Below are 18,270 nucleotides of genomic sequence, written 5' to 3'. Positions count from 1 at the left end.
GCTAGTCTCCGGTTCTGGTTGAGCGGGACTTTGCTTGAGCAATCGTCGTGCCTGGTTCTAATGTTGTTATAGATCAACGAGTTAGCGAGTATTAGTGGCTGCGCTGCTGTTGCCGTGCGGGCGTTTTGTGTTGATCAGGTGTTGCGCTGCAAACAGTTGGCCGGGTGTTGGCGGCTGTACAGTTGGGAGAGTTATAGAGGATTAATGAATAGGTAAAAAAGAATAAGAAATCATATTCTTATTCTATTTTTATCTTCAAGGTGCTGCGTGGTGCTGCCCAGCAGCCCCAAGCACCCTAGATGTGGGGGGCGTTGCGAGGGGATACCCCACCCGCAAATTCCGGTTTCAAATGCCCCTGTTCATCCAGCAGGTAAGCATCCATCACCTCCCGCACCACCGGCCCGGCCACTCGGCCCCCAGCCTCGCCGTTCTCGATCATCACGGCCACCACCACGCTCGGGTGGTCAGCTGGGGCAAAGCCAACGAACAGGGCGTTGTCACGGTGCCTTTCCAGCGTCTTGTCGCGGTTGTAGCGCTCACCCTGTTTGATTGCCACCACCTGCGCGGTACCGCTCTTGCCTGCAATCCGGTACTGCGCACCGGCGGCTGCGGCGCGGGCGATGCCGCGCGGGTCGTGCATGACCATCTGCATGCCTTGGCTGACCTGGTCCCAGGCGTGCTTGTCATGCAGCACGATATTGGGCATCGGGTTGGGGTCCACCGGCACATCGCCGCCCACGGTCATGGCCAGGTGCGGGCGATGCCACACGCCTTTGCTTGCCAGCAGGCTGGTGGCTTGGGCCAGCTGTAGCGGGGTGACCTGCATGTAGCCTTGGCCAATGCCGAGGATCAGTGTCTCACCCGGGAACCAGGCCTGGCGCCGCGTGGCGCGCTTCCACTCGGCCGAAGGCATCAGCCCCGAGGCCTCCTCGAACATGTCCAGCGACACTTTCTGGCCCAGTCCGAACTCGGCCATGTAATCGTGCAGGCGGTCGATGCCCAGTTTATGAGCCAGGTCGTAGAAGTAGGTGTCGTTGGAGCGCATGATGGCGGTGTACATGTCTACCCAGCCGTCGCCGCTGCGGTTCCAGTTGCGGTACTTGTGGTCGTAGTTGGGCAACTCATAGTAGCCAGGGTCGAACACCCGGCTGCCAGGGGTGATCACGCCGCTGTCGAGGCCGGCGATGGCCACTTCAGGTTTAACCGTCGAGCCGGGCGCATACAGGCCACGCAGCACGCGGTTGAACAACGGGCGGTCGATCGAATCGCGCAGGGCAGCGTACTGCTTGAAACTAATGCCCTTGACGAACAGGTTGGGGTCGAAGCTGGGGTTGCTGACCATCGCCAGTACGTCGCCATTGGCCGGGTCCAGCACCACCACCGAGCCACGGCGCTCGCCCAGGGCCTTTTCCGCGGCCACCTGCAAGTGCGCGTCCAGGGTCAGGACAATGTCCTGACCAGGGGTTGGGTCCTTGTGGTTGAGCACGCGCATCACCCGGCCCTGGGCGTTGGTCTCGACCTCTTCATAGCCCACGTGGCCATGCAGCTGGCTCTCGTAGAAGTGCTCGATGCCGGTCTTGCCGATTGACTGGGTGCCGCGGTACTCGGTGCTGTCGAGGACCTTGGCTTCTTTCTCGTTGATGCGCCCCACATAGCCGACCGAATGGGCGAAATGCTCGGCCAGCGGGTACTCGCGGATGAACTGCGGTTCGACCTCCAGGCCCGGCAGGCGGAACTGGTTTACCGCGACCAGGGCGATCTGCTCTTCGCTCAGGCCCACCATCAGGGTCACCGGCTCGAACGGCTTGCGGCCACGGCGCAGGTCTTTGTCGAACTGCTTGCGGTCGTCTTCGGTCAGGCCTAGTACCTGGGTCAAGGTGTCGAGCACTTTGGCCGAATCGCCGCCGGCCCGCTCACGGGTCATGGTCAGGTCGAAACTGGGCTTGTTGTCGGCCAGCACCACGCCATTGCGGTCGTAGATCAGCCCGCGTTCGGGGGCGATGGGTAGCACGTGCACGCGGTTGTTTTCCGACACCGCGGTCTGCTGGTCGTGCTGCAGTACCTGCAGCACATAGAGCCGGCCCACCAATACGGCACACAGGCTGAACACCAGGGCGGCGCAGGCCAGAAGCCGGCGGTTCACCAGGTGTTTTTCCTTTTCGTGGTCCTTGAGAGGGATGGGTTGCGGCATCAGGGGCTCTTTCCTACAGGCATCGCGCTGGCCGTGCGGGCGCGCGATCGGGCCGGGGATGCTACGCAACACATCCCGCCCTCTCAAGGCGAGGCGCGGCTGGCCGCAGGCTGATAACGCCTGTGTGTCCCATGATCAGGGCGCTGGCGGCAAACATGAAGATTTGTTCATGGCTGAGCCGCATGGAGGATTCGATGCTGGTTTTTTGCGTCATCATGGATCCATAAATGAATCGTGTTCGATTAACGAACGAAAAATCATATGAGGATTTAGCGGATAACTTATTGAAATGAATAGATAAAAAATAAAACTGGTAGATCGGTCACATAGAATTTTAGTGGTTTTCTCAAAGCGCTTGGCTTTGGTTTGTTGTTTGTGGATCCATTATCTGGTTGATTAGCGCCTGACAACGGCCGGAGCCCTCCTGCCGTATGCGACAACAATTACAAAAAGGGTCCAGTCATGAATGGCTTTCCAAGGGTACGGAACCGTCAGGGTTCCATGCGCTTTGCCGGCGTGTGCGCATCAGTTCTCCCACCTGTGAACCGGCAGGTGGCCCCATGAATACCGACCTCAAGCAACGCCTGGACAACGACCCAATGGGCCGCTTCCAGTGCCTGGCCATTGGTATTTGCATCATCCTCAACATGATCGATGGCTTCGACGTGCTGGTCATGGCCTTCACCGCCGCCTCGGTGTCCGCCGAGTGGGGCCTGAACGGCGCACAGGTAGGGCTGCTGCTCAGCGCCGGCCTGTTCGGCATGGCAGCCGGGTCGTTGGTCATCGCACCGTGGGCCGACCGGTTTGGTCGACGCCCACTGATCCTGTTGTGCCTGGCGCTTTCGGGCATTGGCATGCTGCTCTCGGCACTGAGCCAAACCCCGCTGCAATTGGCGCTGTTGCGAGGCCTGACCGGGCTGGGCATTGGCGGCATCCTGGCCAGTAGCAACGTGATCGCCAGCGAGTACGCCAGCAAGCGCTGGCGTGGCCTTGCGGTGAGCCTGCAGTCCACCGGCTATGCCCTGGGCGCGACCCTGGGCGGGTTGCTCGCGGTGTGGCTGTTGGGGCATTGGGGCTGGCGCTCGGTGTTCCTGTTCGGCGGCATCGTCACCGTGCTGGTGATCCCGCTGGTATTGCTGTGGCTGCCGGAGTCGTTGGACTTCCTGCTGGCTCGCCGGCCAGCCAATGCCCTGGCCCGGGTCAACCGCCTGGCAGTGCGCCTCGGTCAGCCGGCACTGGCGCAACTGCCGGCACTGGCGGCGAGGGCGCAGGGTACCACCCGTGGTTTCAGGCAACTGCTGGCGCCGGATATGCGCCGCACCACGTTGGTGATCTGGTTGCTGTTCTTCCTGGTCATGTTCGGCTTCTACTTCGTCATGAGTTGGACGCCGAAACTGCTGGTGGCCGCTGGCCTGTCGGCCCAGCAGGGCATCACCGGCGGTGTGCTGTTGAGTGTCGGCGGCATCCTCGGTGCGGCGCTGATCGGCGGGCTGGCATCGCGTTGGCCACTGACGCGGGTACTGGCGTTGTTCATGCTCATCACCGCCGCACTGCTGGTGTTGTTCGTGGTCAATGGGGCCTCGGTCACTGCTGCGCTGGCGCTGGGGTTGCTGATCGGGCTGTTTTCCAACGGCTGCGTGGCCGGCCTGTATGCCTTGTCGCCAGTGGTCTATGACGCCTCGGTACGCGCCACCGGCGTGGGCTGGGGCATCGGTATTGGCCGCATGGGCGCGATCCTGTCGCCGACCGTGGCTGGCGTATTGCTCGATGGCGGCTGGCAACCGCTGCACCTGTACGGGGTGTTCGCCAGCGTGTTCGTGCTGGCCGCAGGTTGCCTGTTGCTACTGCGGCCAATGGCCAAGCCAGCGGCCGCCCTCTCTACCGATGCACTGAGCCACTGAGTGCAACCCGGCCTGGCCGGGTACCTGAATGCAGCACGTCGCCCCAAGCCCATACCGGCCTGGGGCGGTTGGCTGCGCCTATGAAAAGCGGAGAACAATAATAATGATGCACACAACTTGCACGCTGGCCCGTTCGGCCCTGGCGGTGTCGCTGGCGCTTGGCCTGGGTTTGCCGGCCTGGGCCGAGGAGGGCGGCTTCCTTGAAGATGCCAAGGCCGGGCTGACACTGCGCAACTACTACTTCAACCGCGACTTCCGCGACGCAGGGGCGGCCAAGAGCAAGGTCGAAGAATGGGCCCAGGGTTTCATTTTCAAGTTCAGCTCTGGCTACACACCGGGGCTGATCGGTGTTGGCCTGGACGGCATCGCCATGTTCGGCGTGAAGCTGGACAGCGGCCGTGGTACCAGCGGCTCCGAACTGCTGCCGGTGCACGATGACCGGCGTGCGGCCGACGACTATGGTCGCGCCGGTCTGGCGGCCAAGCTGCGTATTTGCGCGACCGAACTGAAGGTCGGTGAGCTGTTGCCGGATATTCCGCTGCTGCGCTACGACGATGGCCGCCTGCTGCCACAGACGTTCCGCGGGGCAATGCTCGATTCGCGGGAGATCGAAGGCCTGAGCCTGCAGGCCGGCCAGTATCGCGAGGTGAGCCTGCGCAATTCTTCCGACATGCAGGACCTTTCCGCCTGGGCCGCGCCTGGGGTGACTTCGGATGGTTTCAACTATGTCGGCGCCGAGTACCGCTTCAACCAGCAGCGCACGCAGATCGGCGCCTGGCATTCGCAACTGGAGGACATTTACCAGCAAAGCTACTTCAACCTGCTGCACAGCCAGCGGCTGGGGGAGTGGACACTGGCGGCCAACCTTGGCTACTTCATCGACCGGGATGATGGACAGGCGCGCATTGGTGATATCCAGAGCCGCACTGGCTACGCTTTGCTGTCGGCCTCGCACAGTGGCCATACCCTGTACCTGGGGTTGCAGAAGGTCAGTGGCGACAGCCCGTGGATGTCGGTGTATGGCAGTAGCGGGCGGACCTTGGGCAACGACATGTTCAACGGCAACTTCAGCAACGCCGACGAGCGCTCGTGGCAAGTGCGCTACGACTACAATTTTGCCGCTATGGGTGTGCCAGGGTTGCTGGCCATGGTGCGCTACGGGCATGGTGAAAATGCCACCACGGCGGCCGGCAGCAATGGCAAGGAGTGGGAGCGCGATACCGAAGTGAACTACACCTTCCAGAGCGGGGCGTTGAAGAACCTCAACATCCGCCTGAACAATGCGACCAACCGGCGCAGCTTCAACAGTGATTTCGACCAGACGCGGCTGATTGTCAGCTATCCGCTGACGTTGTAAACGCCGCGACTTAATCGTTGGCTGGCCTGCCGGCGATGTGGGCTAACAGGCCACCAACAACCCCTCACCTTGCGCTAAGATGCCCGCTCATGTCCCTGGAAGTAGCCTGGATGAGCAAGCCCGGTCAAATGGTGCTGGTCGCGTTGCGCAAGATGATCGCCTCGGGCGAGCTGGCGGCCGGCGAGCGCTTGATGGAAGTCCCCACCGCCGAGCTGTTCGGCGTTTCTCGCATGCCGGTGCGCATGGCGTTTCGTACCCTTGAGCAGGAAGGCTTGCTGGTGCGTTTTGGCGGCCGGGGCTTTCAGGTGCGCTCAGTCAGTGCCGATGACATCGCCGGTGCGGTCGAGGTGCGCGGCGTACTGGAGGGGCTGGCCGCGCGCCAGGCTGCAGAGCGTGGTTTGTCGGTGCAAGCACGCGCGGCGCTGCAGCAGTGCCTGGTCGATGGCGACCAGCTGTTCGACAAGGGCTTCGTGACCGAAGAAGACCTGCAGGCTTACCACGACCTGAACATGCGCTTTCACCAGGTGATCATCGAAGCCAGCCACAACCCGGCCATTGCCGATGCCCTGGCGCGCAACGACCACCTGCCGTTCGCCTCGGTCACCGCGCTGGCGGTGGACCGCCATGACCTGGTCCGCGAATACCGGCGCTTCAATTTTGCTCACATGCAGCATCACGCGGTGTTCGATGCCCTGACCAACCGCCAGGGTGCCCGCGCCGAAGCGATCATGCGCGAGCACGCCAATGCCACCTTGCGCTACGCCGAGACCTTTGGCGGGGCGACGGCAGACGCAGGCATGAAGGTTATCCTGCCCTCGGCGTAAACCGGTTCAGATATCCAGCACCAGCAGCGGCGTTTTCGAGCGCGAGCAGCAGGGCGTGAACTGATCGTTCAGCGCCTGCTCCTCTTCGGTAAGGAACATGTCGCGGTGGTCCGGCGTACCCTGCAGCACGCGCGTCAGGCAGGTGCCGCAGATACCCTGTTCGCACGACATGGCAATCTCGATACCTTGCTGTTCCAGCACCTGCACCACGGTCTGGTCGGCCGGCACCTCGAACACCTGCCCCGTGCTGCCCACCTGCACCGAGAAGCTACCGTCGTTGCTGGCATCCACCGGCGCTGCGGCAAAATACTCGCGGTGCAGGTTGGCCTCCTGCCAGCCCAGTCCCTTGGCGCTGTCCAGCACATGCTGCATGAACCCGCCGGGCCCGCAGACATACAGGTGCGCATCCTCTTGCGGGTTGCCCAGCACCCGGGCGATATCCAGTGCGGTTTCCGGTTGCTCGTCAAAGTGTACGAACAGGCGGTCGGCGAACGGCGCGTTGCGAATGCGTTCGACAAAGGCCGCACGCTCGCTGGAGCGGGCGCAGTAGTGCAGCTCGAAGTCATGGCCGCTGTGGGACAGCTGCTCGGCCATGCACAGAATCGGGGTAATGCCGATGCCACCGGCAAACAGCAGGCTGCGCTGCGCCCCCTCGGCCAGCGGGAACAGGTTGCGCGGCGCGCTGATGCGCAGCCGTGCGCCGGCCTGCACCTGCTCGTGCAGGCTGCGTGAGCCTCCCCGCGAAGCCGGGTCGTTGAGCACGCCAATCAGGTAACGGTGGCGCTCCTCGGGGTGGTTGCACAGCGAATACTGGCGCACCAACCCATCGGGCAAATGCACGTCGATATGCGCGCCAGCGCTGAACGCCGGCAGCAAGCTGCCATCCGCTGCCGCCAGCTCGAAGCTGCAAATACCTTGCGCTTCGTCGTTACGGGACACCACTACGGCATCGATCATGTCGGCTGTTCCTCAGGCAGGGGTGGCGCTGGTAGCGATCAGTTGCGGTTGTGGCGCACGCTCTTTGGCGATGATGCGCTCCAGCACCTTGCGCGACTGCACGCCGCCAGCATCGATGTTCAGCTTCAGCAGGTTGCGCTCGGGGTGGGCCAGCAGGTTCTGCTGCTGGCGTTCGAGCATCTCCAGGTCTTCGCTGAAAATCTTGCCTTGGCCTTCGCGGATGTTGTCGGTCAGGGTTTGGTCATGCGCGGCGAAGTTGCGTGCCATGCCCCAGAAGTACCAAATCGATGTGTCGGTCTCTGGCGTGATGAAATCCACCACGATGCTCGACGCCTTGTGCTGCGCCTCGGCGTGGTAGCCACCCTTGCCGGCATGCGCCACACCCACTTCGATCAGCACATGGCTGGGCGGGGTGAAGCGGCAGATCTGCCAACGGTCCACCGGTACATCATCGGCCAGACCGTTGCCACGCAGGGCCATGCGCCAGAAGGGCGGAGCCATGATGTTTTCCATGTGCCGGGCGGTGACCACTTCGTCGCCGGTGACGGTGGTGACTGGCGGGGCCTCGTCGATTTCCTTCTGGCCGATGCTGGAGGCATGCACGTAGGTTTCGTGGGTGAGGTCCATCAGGTTGTCGATCATCAGGCGGTAGTCGCAACCGATGTGGAACAGCCCGCCACCGTAGGCCCATTCATCATTCACCGCCCATTCAAGGTGCGGAATCAGCGCCGGGTCGGCCTGCGCCTGGTCGCCTGGCCATACCCAGACAAAGCCATAGCGCTCGACTGCAGCGAAAGTCTTGTTGCAGGGAAAGCCCCGTACCCGCTGGCCGGGCATCGACACGGTCTTGCCATCGCAGCCCATGACCAGGCCGTGGTAGCCGCATACCAGGTTGCCGTCCTCGACATAGCCAAGCGACAACGGCGCACCACGGTGCGGGCAGAAATCCTCGACGGCGGCTACACGGTTCTCGTGGCCACGGTAGAACACGATTTTTTCCCCGCAGATCCGCCGGCCCAAGGGCTTGGTGGCGATCTCGTCGGGGGTGCAGGCAACGTACCAGGTGTTTTTGGGGTACATGGGAGGCTCTCCGGGGTTTTGTTTTTATTTAATGGATCCATTGAGCCGTTAAAGAAAATCACGGTCAATCTATATTGTGTGTTTATGGTGGGTTTTGTGCGATTATCGGATCTCTGTGGATCCATTGTCGGCTAGCGATGAGAATCGCAATACGCCTCTGCGACCACGTACCTGCTATTACTTAGCAGACACATCACACACCAAGGCCCCTCGATGCTCGCCATCGAAAACCTTCACAAATCATTCCCCACTCCCCAAGGCCCGCTCCCGGTTCTGCAGGGCGTCGATCTGCGCCTGGCACGCGGCAGCAGCCTGGCACTGATGGGCGAGTCGGGCAGCGGCAAGAGCACCTTGCTGCACCTGGTGGCTGGCCTGGACCGGGCCGACAGCGGCCGCATCCTGATCGACGACGTTGCGCTCGACGGCCGTTCGGAAGCGTCTCTGGCACAGTGGCGGCGTGAGGGGATTGGCCTGGTGTTCCAGCAATACAACCTGATCAGCAGCCTGGACGTCGGCCTGAACCTGACCTTCCAGGCTCGCCTGGCCGGGCGGTATGACCCGCATTGGGCGGCTTACCTGGCGCAACGTCTGGGCCTGGCGGGCCTGCTTGCGCGTTACCCGGAACACTTGTCGGGCGGCCAGCAGCAGCGGGTCGCCATCGGCCGCGCGCTGGCCGGGCGACCGGCATGGCTGCTAGCCGACGAACCCACCGGCAGCCTGGATGAGGCCAGCAGCGACGAGGTGCTGAACCTGTTGCTGCAGTTGGTTGCCGAAGCCGGCAGCGGTGTGTTGATGGTGACTCACAGCCCACGGTTGGCGGCGCGTTTGCAGCAGCGCTGCTACCTGCAGGCCGGCTGCGTGCGGCACGAGCAGGGCTGATGAGGCTGTTGTCGCTGGTATTGATGGCGTTGCTCAGCCATTGGCGGCGCCACCGCGTGCAGTGCTTGAGTATCTTCACTGGCCTGTGGCTGGCCACGGCGTTGTGGACCGGGGTGCAGGCGCTGAACAGCCAGGCACGCAGTGACTATGCCCGGGCCAGCGCGGTTTTGGCCGGGCCGTTGCAGGCGCAATTGCTGCCGCGCACTGGCGAGCGCTTCGACCAGGGGTTGTACGTGCAACTGCGCAGGCTGGGCTGGGCGGTATCACCGGTGCTGGAAGGGCGCTTGCGCCTGCCGGGCGAGCCGGCGCACAGCGTGCGGCTGATTGGCATCGAGCCATTGAGCCTGTCGCCGGCCAGCAGCATTGCCGGTGTACAACTGCAGGCATTCGACCTGCAGGCTTTTATCGGCACGCCCGGGCAAGCCTGGGTTGGGCCAGACACCTTGCGTCAGTTGAGCGCAAACCCCGCGCAGCGGGCCCGCGACAGCGAAGGGCAGTTGCTGCCGCCTTTGGTTTTGCAGCCCGCGTTGGCGCCTGGGGTGATGGTGGTGGACATCGGCCACGCGCAGGCGTTGCTGCGTGCATCTGGGCAGTTGTCACGCCTGCTGCTGGCCGGGGCACCTGGGCCATTGCCGGCAGATATCGCCCCCTTCCTCGAACTTCAAACACAGCAGGACGATGGCGGTTTGCAGCGCCTGACCGACAGTTTCCACCTCAACCTGACTGCGCTCGGCCTGCTGGCGTTCATCGTCGGCTTGTTCATCGCCCACGCCGCCATCGGCCTGGCGCTGGAACAGCGGCGTGGGCTGATCCGCAACTTGCGCGCCAGCGGCATCAGCCTGAAGACCCTGCTGTATGCACTGTTGCTGGAGTTGGGCCTGTTCGCGGTGCTGGGCGGGCTTGCCGGGATGGCCAGTGGTTATGCCTTGGCCGCGTGGCTGCTGCCCGATGTGGCCGCCAGTTTGCGCGGCCTGTATGGCGCACAGGTGGCGGGTACGCTGAGCCTGCCCGCGTGGTGGTGGCTGCTGGGCGTGCTGGTGAGTGTATTCGGGGCATTGCTGGCAGGGCTGGGCAGCGTCATGCGTGCGGCCCGATTGCCGTTGCTGGCGCTGGCGCAACCTCAAGCCTGGCGGCTGGCGCAGGGGCCATGGCTGAGGCGTCAGGCATTGATCGCGGGCTTGCTGCTGTTGCTGGCCTTGGGCTGTGGCGTGTTCGGAGCCAGCCTGCCCAGCGCGTTCGCCATGCTGGCGGGGTTGCTGCTGGCGGCAGCGCTGCTGTTACCGGGCATGCTCGACCGGGTGCTGGCCTGGCTGGCGCGCCGCTGCCAGCGGCCATTGGCGCAATGGTTCGTTGCCGACAGCCGCCAGCAACTGCCGGCCCTGAGCCTGGCGTTGATGGCCCTTTTGCTGGCGCTGGCTGCCAGTGTTGGCGTGGGCAGCATGACCGAGGGTTTTCGCAAGACGTTTGTCGGTTGGCTTGGCCAGCGCCTGTCCGCCGACCTGTATGTCACCCCACGCGATACAGCCCAAGGCCTGCAGATAGTCGAGTGGCTTGAGCAGCAGCCTGCGGCCAGTGTGGTGCTGCCCGGCTGGCGCGTGGACATTCAACTACAAGGTTGGCCGGTACAAGTGCAGGGCATTGTCGATCACTCCGTTTATCGAACGCGCTGGCCGCTATTGGAACAACAGCCACATGCCTGGCAGCGACTGGCCCGCGGGCAGGCTGTAATGCTCAGCGAACAGTTGGCCAGGCGGTTGAAACTGCAACTGGGCGATAACCTCAAGCTGCCTGCGAACACGTCGCCGGCCTTGCCTGTTGTGGGGATCTATGCCGATTACGGCAACCCCAAGGGGCATGTCCTGGCCAATGCCGGCTGGTTGCGTGAAAACTGGCCACAGGCAACCCTGACCGGCTTGAGCGTCGACTTGGCCGCTGAACGGGTGCCGGCGCTCAAGGTCGCTCTGCAACGGCATTTTGCCCTCGACGACAGCCGCGTGGTCGAGCAGGCGCGCCTGAAGCGCTGGTCGACCGACGTGTTCAACCGCACCTTTGCCGCCACCGCTGCCCTCAACAGCCTCACCCTTGGCGTGGCTGGCGTGGCGTTGTTCATCAACCTGTTGACCCTGGGCCAGTCCCGGCTGGGCCAGCTGGCACCGCTATGGGCGCTGGGTGTGCGGCGTATGCAACTGGTCTGGCTGAGCCTTGGCCAGACACTCATGCTGAGCAGCCTCACCGTGTTGATGGCGATCCCGCTGGGGTTGCTGCTGGCCTGGTGCCTGGTCGCGGTGGTCAATGTTCAGGCGTTTGGCTGGCGCCTGCCGCTCTATGTCTTTCCCGTGCAGTTGCTGCAACTGGCCATGTTGGGGTTGTTCACCAGTCTGCTGGCCAGCGCCTGGCCGCTGTGGCAGCTGGCGCGTCGCCAGCCGCGCGAACTGTTGAGGCCCTTTGCCGATGAAGCGTAATGCGTGGCTGTTGCTCAGCGTGTTGTTGTGCGGCTGTGATCAACCAGCACCACAGAGCTATGCCGGGCTTGGGCAGCAGGCCGGCGAATTCAGCCAGGTGACCCGCGACCATCGGCTGGCATTTCCACAGGACCACGGTCCACACGATGGTTTTCGTATCGAGTGGTGGTATGTCACCGCCAACCTGAAGGACGCTCAAGGCCGTGACTGGGGCGCCCAGTGGACGCTGTTCCGCTCGGCCCTGCGCCCAGGCCCGGAGACCACCGACTGGAACAGCCCGAACCTGTGGATGGGGCACGCGGCCTTGACCGGTCCGGGCGGCCACCAGTCTGGCGAAACCCTGGCGCGCGGCGGTATCGGCCAGGCCGGAGTGCAGGCCCAGCCGTTCCGGGCGTGGATCGATGACTGGTCGTTGCAGGGCAGGGGCAGTATCGAAAACCTGCGGATGGTCGCCGGTGGCGATGGTTTTCGCTATGACTTGCAGTTGCACAGCGATCACCCTCTGGTGCTGCACGGGGAGCAAGGTTACAGCGAGAAATCTGGCAAGGGGCAGGCTTCGTACTATTACAGCCAGCCTTTCTACCAAGTGCAGGGGCACATTCAGCGTGGCAGCCAGTGCATCGCGGTCACTGGGCAGGCCTGGCTGGACCGGGAATGGAGCAGCCAACCGCTGGCGTCAGGGCAAACGGGCTGGGACTGGTTTTCGCTGCACCTGGACAGTGGTGCCAAGCTTATGCTGTTTCAGGTACGCGAGGCGCGGGGGGACGCGTACCGCGCTGGGACCTGGGTTGGGCCGCAGGGTGAGGTGGTGGCGCTGGACGCAGCGCAGATTCAGCTGCAGGCGCAAGCCTGGTCTGCGCAGAAAAACGGCAAAAAGGTGCCGACACGGTGGCGGGTGCAGGTGCCTGGGCATGGAGTGGATGTGCAGGTTGATGCCGTGGAGCCGCAGGCGTGGATGCAGACGCGATTCCCTTACTGGGAAGGGCCGGTGCGGTTGAGCGGGAGCGCGGGTGGGCGCGGGTATCTGGAGATGACTGGATATTAGTCAGTCTGGTCATGACGCGGTCCCTTGTAGGAGCGGCCTTGTGTCGCGATAGGGCCGCAAAGCGGCCCCAACAATGTTGGGGCGATTCGAAGATCCTGGGGGTGCTTCGCACCCCGATCGCGACACAAGGCCGCTCCTACAAGGGGCCACGCCAGCCTGTTCAATCCTTGATGAGTGCGCGCAGCACAGCTCGTGCATCTTCGCTGCGCAAGCACTCGATGAACAACCGGCTTTCCCGCGCCACTGTGTCTTCAAGCTCCGCTCGCTGGCTGTCCTTGAGCAACCGCTTGCTGATGCGCAATGCCGCCTGCGGATAGCCTTGCAGCTGCCGCGCCAGGGTGCGGGCAGCCGCCAGGCACTGCGCGCCGTCTTCATGCAGTTCATTGGCCAGCCCCCAGGCCACCATCTGTTCGCCATCGAGCAACGCGTTGGCCAGCAGCAAGCGCGCCGCACGGGCCTGGCCAAGCAAACGCGGCAGCAACAGGCTGGAGCCGAACTCCGGGCACACACCCAATGGCGCGAAGGGCATGCGCAGTTTGGTCGAGCGGCTGACCAGCACCTGGTCGCAATGCAGCAACAGGGTGGCCCCGATGCCGATCGCCGCGCCACTGACCGCTGCGATCAGCGGCTTGTCCAGCCCCATGATTACCCGCATCAGGCGGAACACCGGGCTGTCCAGGTCGCTGGGCGGGTTGTCGAGGAAGTCGCGCAGGTCGTTGCCAGCGCTGAAGCAGTGCGGCCCACCGGTGATGATGATGGCGTCGACATCAGGGTTTTCACCCGCCGCCAGCAGCAGGTCGCCCAGCTGTTGGTACATGGCGGTGTTCAGGGCATTGAGCTTGTCGGGGCGGTTGAAGGCCAGGGTCAGCAGCCCTTGGTCCAGGTCGCGTGTGATCAGGTCGTTCATGGCAGCCGGTTTTATTGTTGTGGGCAGGTGCAAGGGTTTATCACGCTGTCCGGCTTGTTGTACAGTCGTTCAGTCCAGCCCCTAACCCGAGACCCACCGATGACTCAGGAAGCCCGCTACCACCGCATGCTGCCGGAACTGCGCAAAGCCAACCTGGTCGAGGCGACCTTGGTGTGCCTCAAGCGCCATGGCTTTCAGGGGGCGTCGATCCGCAAGATCTCGGCTGAAGCCGGGGTTTCGGTGGGGTTGATCAGCCATCATTACGCCGGCAAGGACGAACTGGTGGCCGAGGCCTACATGGCCGTTACCGGCCGGGTGATGGGCCTGCTGCGCGAGGCCATGGCCCAGGCTGCGCCCAATGCCCGCGAGCGGCTGTCGGCGTTCTTCCGCGCCTCGTTCTGCGCCGAGCTGCTCGACCCGCAATTGCTCGATGCCTGGCTGGCTTTCTGGGGCGCGGTGAAGACCGCCGACGCCATCAACCAGGTACACGACCACTCTTACGGCGAGTACCGCAACGAGCTCAGCCGGCTGCTGGCCAAACTGGCCGAGGAAGAGGGCTGGCAGGGTTTCGATGCCGACCTGGCGGCCATCAGCCTGAGCGCCTTGCTCGATGGCCTGTGGCTGGAGTCGGGGCTCAACCCCGGCACCTTCACCCCCGAGCAGGGCGTGGTCATCTGCGAGGCCTGGGTCGATGGCTTGCAGGCCGGTGGTCGGCGGCGCTTCAGCCTGCCCGAGGGCTGTTGATCGCCCGTTCAGTAACGAGTACGCTGCTGTCGCGAGTGTGTAGAACAACACCAATAAAAAGAGACGACACGCAATGACGCCTCGGGTATTGATCGTCGATGACGATCCGCTTATTCGTGACTTGCTGCAGGCCTATCTGTCCCAGGAAGGCTACGACGTGCACTGCGCCGACACGGCGGAAAAGGCCGAAGCCCTGCTCGGCAGCCAGGATGTCGACCTGGTGCTGCTGGACATCCGCCTGCCTGGCAAGGACGGCCTCACCCTGACCCGCGAGCTACGGGTGCGCTCGGAGGTCGGCATCATCCTCATCACCGGGCGCAATGACGACATCGACCGCATCGTCGGCCTGGAATGCGGCGCCGACGATTATGTCATCAAACCGCTCAACCCCCGCGAGCTGGTGTCCCGTGCCAAAAACCTGATCCGCCGCGTGCGCCATGCCCGCGAGGTACACCCGGCCCCGGCCTGCGCGCAATCGCTGAAGCAGTTCGCCGACTGGGCGCTGGACATCGATCGCCGTCGCCTGATCGACGCCCGTGGCGGGCAAACCCTGCTGACCCACGGCGAGTTTCAACTGCTTAGCGTGTTTCTGCGCAACAGCGGCCACACCCTTAGCCGCGACCAGCTGATGGACCAGATTCGCAACCGCGAGTGGGTGCCCAACGACCGCTCCATCGATGTGCTGGTCGGGCGCCTGCGCCGCAAGCTGCATGACGATCCGGCCGAGCCACAGCTGATCATCACCATCCACGGCACCGGCTACCTGTTCACCGCCAGTGTGGCGGCATGAGCCACTGCGCCTGGCTGTCGGCACTTGCGCTGTGTGTTGCGCAGGCCAATGCCAGCGAGCCGGTGCGGTATTGCGACTACCCGGTGTACCCACCCATTTCCTGGAGCGATGGCCACCAAGTGCGTGGGCTAGCCCCAACCGTGGTGCGTGAGCTGTTCGCACGCCTGGGCTACCCGGTGCAAACCGTGGTACTGGGCAACTGGAAGCGCTGCCTGCTGGACGCCGCCGCCGGGCGGGTGGACGTGGTGCTGGCCTACAACAGCGACCAGCGCGACCAGCGCATGCGTTTTTCCACGGTGCCGGTGTTACGCGAGGAAGTGGCCGTGTTCTACAACCGCAAGCGGCCGGTGCAGTTCCAGCAACTGGAGGACCTGGCCGGCTACCGTGGAGGCCTGTTATACGGTGAAAGCTACGGCGCTGAGTTCGACCGCTTCGTCGCCCGCCACCAGAACATCGAGCGGGTGTCGTCCAGCCAGCAGAACTTTGGCAAGCTGATCCGCGGCCGCATCGACTACGTGATCCAGGAGCGGCGTACTGGCCAATTGTTCATCGAACACTTGCCCGGCGCGCAGGACATCCGCGTGCTGCCCACTGCACTGAGTGTGGACTATCTGCGTGTAGCCGTGTCGCGGCAATCCCCCCTGAGCCAGCACATGGATGAAATCGACGAGCAGCTGCAGCGCATGAACCGGGCTGGCGAGATCGAGCGCTGGCTGGAGCAAAGCGAAGTCACCTACCGCGACATGATCAAGCTGCCGGCGGATGCCCGATGATACGCCTGCGCACCGACGGCCTGCTGCGTCGCCTGCTGCTGTTCATCCTGCTGTTCAGCCTGTGCTTCACCGTGCTGGCCAGTGGCGTGCAGCTGTATTTCGAGTACCGCCGCGAAATGCGTGACATAGACGCACGCATGGCGTTGATCCGCGCCGGCTACCTGGCCAGCCTGGAGCGTAGCCTGTGGGACCTGGACGAGGCGCAGCTGGATGTGCAACTGCGCGGCCTGGTGGACTTTTCCGATGTGGCGCGGGTGCGCCTGGTCAGTGATGATTTCCAGTTGTTGCGCGGTGAGGCCGAAGCCACAGGGCCGCTGCGCATCGAGCGCTTCCCCCTTGATTATCAGCCACCCTCGGGGCCGCCCAGGCACCTGGGCGAGCTGGAAGTCAGCATCGACCTGGGCGCGGTGCACCGCCGGTTGTACGCCACAGGCCTTGCCAGCCTGCTGTGGATGGGCGTGTTTCTGTGCGGCCTGGCAGTGGCACTGTCGGGGCTGTTCTACCGCCTGGTCACCCGCCACCTGCAAGTGATGGCCGAATTTGCCCGTCGTATTGGCGCCGGCCAGTGGCAGGAGCCGTTGCGCCTGGGGCGCCGACGTTCAGCGCGCCCCGATGAGATCGACACGGTGGCCAATGCCCTGGACGATATGCGCCGCGCCATCCTCAGCGATATCGAGCGCCGTGAGCGCGACCGCCTGGAGCTGCAGGGCAAGCGCGACGAATTGCAGGCCATGGTCGAGCGGCGTACGGCCAGCCTGGCCCGCGCCAAGGACGAGGCCGAGGCTGCCAACCTGGCCAAGTCACGCTTCCTGGCGACCATGAGCCATGAACTGCGCACGCCGCTCAACGGCATTCTGGGCATGGCCGAACTGCTGCGCGGCGGGCGCCTGGAGGCGGCCGACCGCCAGCGTGTCGAGGCCTTGTACAAAGCCGGCGAGGGCCTGCTGGCGATTCTCAACGAGGTGCTGTATTTCGCCCGGCTCGAAGAAGGCGAAAGCCGCGCCGAGCTGGTAGGTTTTTCCTTGCGCCAGTTGTGCCAGGAAGTGCTGGCGTTGCTCGAACCCATGGCCATGGAAAACGCCGACACCCTGCAACTGCATGTCGATGAGCAGTTGGCCGCGCACCAGCACGGCGCCGAGCAATACCTGCGCCAGGTGCTGAGCAACCTGCTGGCCAATGCCATCAAGTTCACCGAGCACGGCCAGGTACAGCTTACGGTGCAGGTGCTGGCCAGCAACGAACGCTCGCAGCGCCTGCGGTTGTCGGTCAGTGACAATGGCATCGGCATCGAGCCCGCCGTACAGGCGAAGATCTTCGACCGCTTCGTCCAGGCCAGCGAAACAGTGGCGCGTCGCTATGGCGGCACTGGCCTGGGCCTGGCGATCTGCAAGCACCTGGTGGAAAAACTGGGCGGCAGCATCGGCCTGGACAGTGTGCAAGGGCAGGGCAGTTGCTTCTGGTTCGAGCTTGACATGGCACGCGGGCAGCCCGTGCCTGCGGGCTCACCTGCCCCTTTGTCCTTGCTAAGCCTGGATATCCTGGTGGTCGAGGACGTTGCGCTGAACCGCGAGGTGGCGGGTGGCCTGCTGCTGCGCGATGGCCACCGGGTGAGCTTTGCCGAAGACGCCGGGCAAGCCCTGCAGGCGTGTGCGCAGCGGCGCTTCGATCTGGTCTTGCTTGACGTGCACTTGCCGGGCATGAGCGGGGTGGAGTTGTGCCGACAGCTGCGTGCCTCGCCTGGTCCGAACCGCCACAGTCGGATCCTGGCACTGACGGCTGGCGTGCAGCCGGGGCAGGTATCGGGCTACCTGGATGCTGGCATGCAAGGGGTACTGGCCAAGCCCTTGCGGCTGGACAACCTGCGCGAGGCGCTGGCCGAAGTAGCCTGCGGCGAAGTGACCAGCGCTGACGCAGACATGGACTGGTCACTGCTGGACACCCACCGCTCGCTGCTGGGCAAACAGAAGCTGCAAGGCCTGTTGAAGGTGCTGCGCCAATCACTGGAGCAGCATGCCACGGCGCTGGCCGAGGCGCTGCCGGCCCAGGACTTCACCGAAGTGCTGCACCTGGCCCATCGCCTGGCCGGTAGCTGCGATTCCTTGGGGTTCGCCGGGCTGGCAGCGCTGTTGCATCGCCTGGAAGAGGCGGCCCGGCAGCAGGACATCGAGGCGATGCAAACCCTCGACGGGCCGCTGGCCACCCAGCTAAGTCAGGCCCGCGCCACGCTGGAACAGCTGATCCAGAGCTGACGTACAAAAAACTTACGACTTTTTACATCTTCGATCCGTTCGTACAACGGCACCTTACATCCGTTTCCAATAATCCATGGCAACCGTGTTGCACGCGGTCCATGAGGCTTA

14 protein-coding genes are annotated in these 18,270 nt (G+C 63.8%); 10 read left to right on the top strand and 4 right to left on the bottom strand.

The annotated features are described in order from the left end of the window. Positions 1 to 295: 295 nt before the first annotated feature. Positions 296 to 2,191, bottom strand: a complete 1,896-nt coding sequence (gene mrdA, locus APH42_RS12180; RefSeq protein WP_041166469.1) for a penicillin-binding protein 2 — start codon at positions 2,189 to 2,191, stop codon at positions 296 to 298. 560 nt (positions 2,192 to 2,751) lie between these two features. Here mrdA and APH42_RS12175 point away from each other — a divergent pair. The 3 genes from APH42_RS12175 to APH42_RS12165 all read left to right on the top strand — a co-directional run bounded on the left by APH42_RS12175 (position 2,752) and on the right by APH42_RS12165 (position 6,273). Beyond that, positions 2,752 to 4,092, top strand: a complete 1,341-nt coding sequence (locus APH42_RS12175; RefSeq protein ID WP_060493381.1) for an MFS transporter — start codon at positions 2,752 to 2,754, stop codon at positions 4,090 to 4,092. 103 nt (positions 4,093 to 4,195) lie between these two features. Next, on the top strand, positions 4,196 to 5,449 hold the full coding sequence (locus APH42_RS12170) for an OprD family porin (protein WP_012271817.1): 1,254 nt from the start codon (positions 4,196 to 4,198) through the stop codon (positions 5,447 to 5,449). A 110-nt stretch (positions 5,450 to 5,559) separates the two neighbouring features. Then, positions 5,560 to 6,273, top strand: coding sequence for a GntR family transcriptional regulator (locus APH42_RS12165; RefSeq protein ID WP_060493380.1), 714 nt, complete (start codon positions 5,560 to 5,562; stop codon positions 6,271 to 6,273). Between the two features lie 6 nt (positions 6,274 to 6,279). Here the strand turns inward: APH42_RS12165 and APH42_RS12160 are convergent, their stop codons facing one another. Both APH42_RS12160 and APH42_RS12155 read right to left on the bottom strand, forming a co-directional pair. Further along, entirely contained in the window at positions 6,280 to 7,230 is a 951-nt protein-coding gene (locus APH42_RS12160; protein ID WP_060493379.1) for a PDR/VanB family oxidoreductase, read from the bottom strand. Positions 7,231 to 7,242: 12 nt separating this feature from the next. Next, a complete protein-coding gene (locus APH42_RS12155; protein WP_012271820.1) occupies positions 7,243 to 8,310 on the bottom strand; it encodes an aromatic ring-hydroxylating dioxygenase subunit alpha in 1,068 nt (355 codons plus the stop codon). A gap of 213 nt (positions 8,311 to 8,523) precedes the next feature. Between APH42_RS12155 and APH42_RS12150 the strand changes: the two genes are divergently transcribed. Genes APH42_RS12150 through APH42_RS12140 form a run of 3 tightly spaced genes read left to right on the top strand, consistent with a single transcriptional unit; the run spans position 8,524 to position 12,696 of the window. Next, entirely contained in the window at positions 8,524 to 9,189 is a 666-nt protein-coding gene (locus tag APH42_RS12150) for an ABC transporter ATP-binding protein (protein ID WP_012271821.1), read from the top strand. Further along, positions 9,189 to 11,651: an FtsX-like permease family protein gene (locus APH42_RS12145; RefSeq protein ID WP_060493378.1), complete on the top strand. Its 2,463-nt coding sequence runs from the start codon at positions 9,189 to 9,191 to the stop codon at positions 11,649 to 11,651. Before APH42_RS12150 ends, APH42_RS12145 begins: the two co-directional genes overlap by 1 nt. Continuing rightward, positions 11,641 to 12,696, top strand: coding sequence for a lipocalin-like domain-containing protein (locus tag APH42_RS12140; protein WP_060493377.1), 1,056 nt, complete (start codon positions 11,641 to 11,643; stop codon positions 12,694 to 12,696). The genes APH42_RS12145 and APH42_RS12140 overlap by 11 nt, the downstream gene beginning before the upstream one ends. Positions 12,697 to 12,856: 160 nt before the next feature. Here APH42_RS12140 and APH42_RS12135 read toward each other — a convergent pair whose 3' ends face one another. After that, positions 12,857 to 13,603 carry an enoyl-CoA hydratase-related protein gene (locus APH42_RS12135; RefSeq protein ID WP_060493376.1) on the bottom strand — a complete coding sequence of 249 codons (747 nt, stop codon included), beginning with the start codon at positions 13,601 to 13,603 and terminating at the stop codon, positions 12,857 to 12,859. Positions 13,604 to 13,702: 99 nt separating this feature from the next. Between APH42_RS12135 and APH42_RS12130 the strand changes: the two genes are divergently transcribed. From APH42_RS12130 to APH42_RS12115, 4 genes are all read left to right on the top strand, one after another. Then, complete coding sequence (locus tag APH42_RS12130) at positions 13,703 to 14,347, top strand: TetR family transcriptional regulator C-terminal domain-containing protein (protein ID WP_012271825.1); 645 nt, start codon at positions 13,703 to 13,705, stop codon at positions 14,345 to 14,347. Between the two features lie 73 nt (positions 14,348 to 14,420). Then, the gene (locus APH42_RS12125) at positions 14,421 to 15,137 is read left to right on the top strand and encodes a response regulator (RefSeq protein WP_060493375.1); all 717 of its coding nucleotides are present in this window, start codon (positions 14,421 to 14,423) and stop codon (positions 15,135 to 15,137) included. Next, positions 15,134 to 15,910, top strand: coding sequence for an ABC transporter substrate-binding protein (locus APH42_RS12120; protein ID WP_012271827.1), 777 nt, complete (start codon positions 15,134 to 15,136; stop codon positions 15,908 to 15,910). The genes APH42_RS12125 and APH42_RS12120 overlap by 4 nt, the downstream gene beginning before the upstream one ends. After that, positions 15,907 to 18,159 carry a hybrid sensor histidine kinase/response regulator gene (locus tag APH42_RS12115; protein ID WP_060493374.1) on the top strand — a complete coding sequence of 751 codons (2,253 nt, stop codon included), beginning with the start codon at positions 15,907 to 15,909 and terminating at the stop codon, positions 18,157 to 18,159. Before APH42_RS12120 ends, APH42_RS12115 begins: the two co-directional genes overlap by 4 nt. The last annotated feature ends 111 nt before the right edge of the window (positions 18,160 to 18,270 follow it).

This window comes from Pseudomonas sp. NBRC 111140, assembly GCF_001320885.1.
Classification (GTDB): Bacteria; Pseudomonadota; Gammaproteobacteria; order Pseudomonadales; family Pseudomonadaceae; genus Aquipseudomonas; species Aquipseudomonas putida_P.
Note: the sequence above shows the minus strand (reverse complement) of the source record. Positions and strands in the feature narration are given on the sequence as shown.

Excerpts from the sequence above, each read along its gene's own strand:
- APH42_RS12130 (WP_012271825.1), top strand. The coding sequence starts at position 13,703 with ATGACTCAGGAAGCCCGCTACCACCGCATGCTGCCGGAACTGCGCAAA.
- APH42_RS12120 (WP_012271827.1), top strand. The coding sequence starts at position 15,134 with ATGAGCCACTGCGCCTGGCTGTCGGCACTTGCGCTGTGTGTTGCGCAG.
- APH42_RS12135 (WP_060493376.1), bottom strand. The coding sequence starts at position 13,603 with ATGAACGACCTGATCACACGCGACCTGGACCAAGGGCTGCTGACCCTG.
- APH42_RS12145 (WP_060493378.1), top strand. The coding sequence starts at position 9,189 with ATGAGGCTGTTGTCGCTGGTATTGATGGCGTTGCTCAGCCATTGGCGG.
- APH42_RS12115 (WP_060493374.1), top strand. The coding sequence starts at position 15,907 with ATGATACGCCTGCGCACCGACGGCCTGCTGCGTCGCCTGCTGCTGTTC.
- APH42_RS12150 (WP_012271821.1), top strand. The coding sequence starts at position 8,524 with ATGCTCGCCATCGAAAACCTTCACAAATCATTCCCCACTCCCCAAGGC.
- APH42_RS12165 (WP_060493380.1), top strand. The coding sequence starts at position 5,560 with ATGAGCAAGCCCGGTCAAATGGTGCTGGTCGCGTTGCGCAAGATGATC.
- mrdA (WP_041166469.1), bottom strand. The coding sequence starts at position 2,191 with ATGCCGCAACCCATCCCTCTCAAGGACCACGAAAAGGAAAAACACCTG.
- APH42_RS12140 (WP_060493377.1), top strand. The coding sequence starts at position 11,641 with ATGAAGCGTAATGCGTGGCTGTTGCTCAGCGTGTTGTTGTGCGGCTGT.
- APH42_RS12160 (WP_060493379.1), bottom strand. The coding sequence starts at position 7,230 with ATGATCGATGCCGTAGTGGTGTCCCGTAACGACGAAGCGCAAGGTATT.
- APH42_RS12155 (WP_012271820.1), bottom strand. The coding sequence starts at position 8,310 with ATGTACCCCAAAAACACCTGGTACGTTGCCTGCACCCCCGACGAGATC.
- APH42_RS12125 (WP_060493375.1), top strand. The coding sequence starts at position 14,421 with ATGACGCCTCGGGTATTGATCGTCGATGACGATCCGCTTATTCGTGAC.
- APH42_RS12175 (WP_060493381.1), top strand. The coding sequence starts at position 2,752 with ATGAATACCGACCTCAAGCAACGCCTGGACAACGACCCAATGGGCCGC.
- APH42_RS12170 (WP_012271817.1), top strand. The coding sequence starts at position 4,196 with ATGATGCACACAACTTGCACGCTGGCCCGTTCGGCCCTGGCGGTGTCG.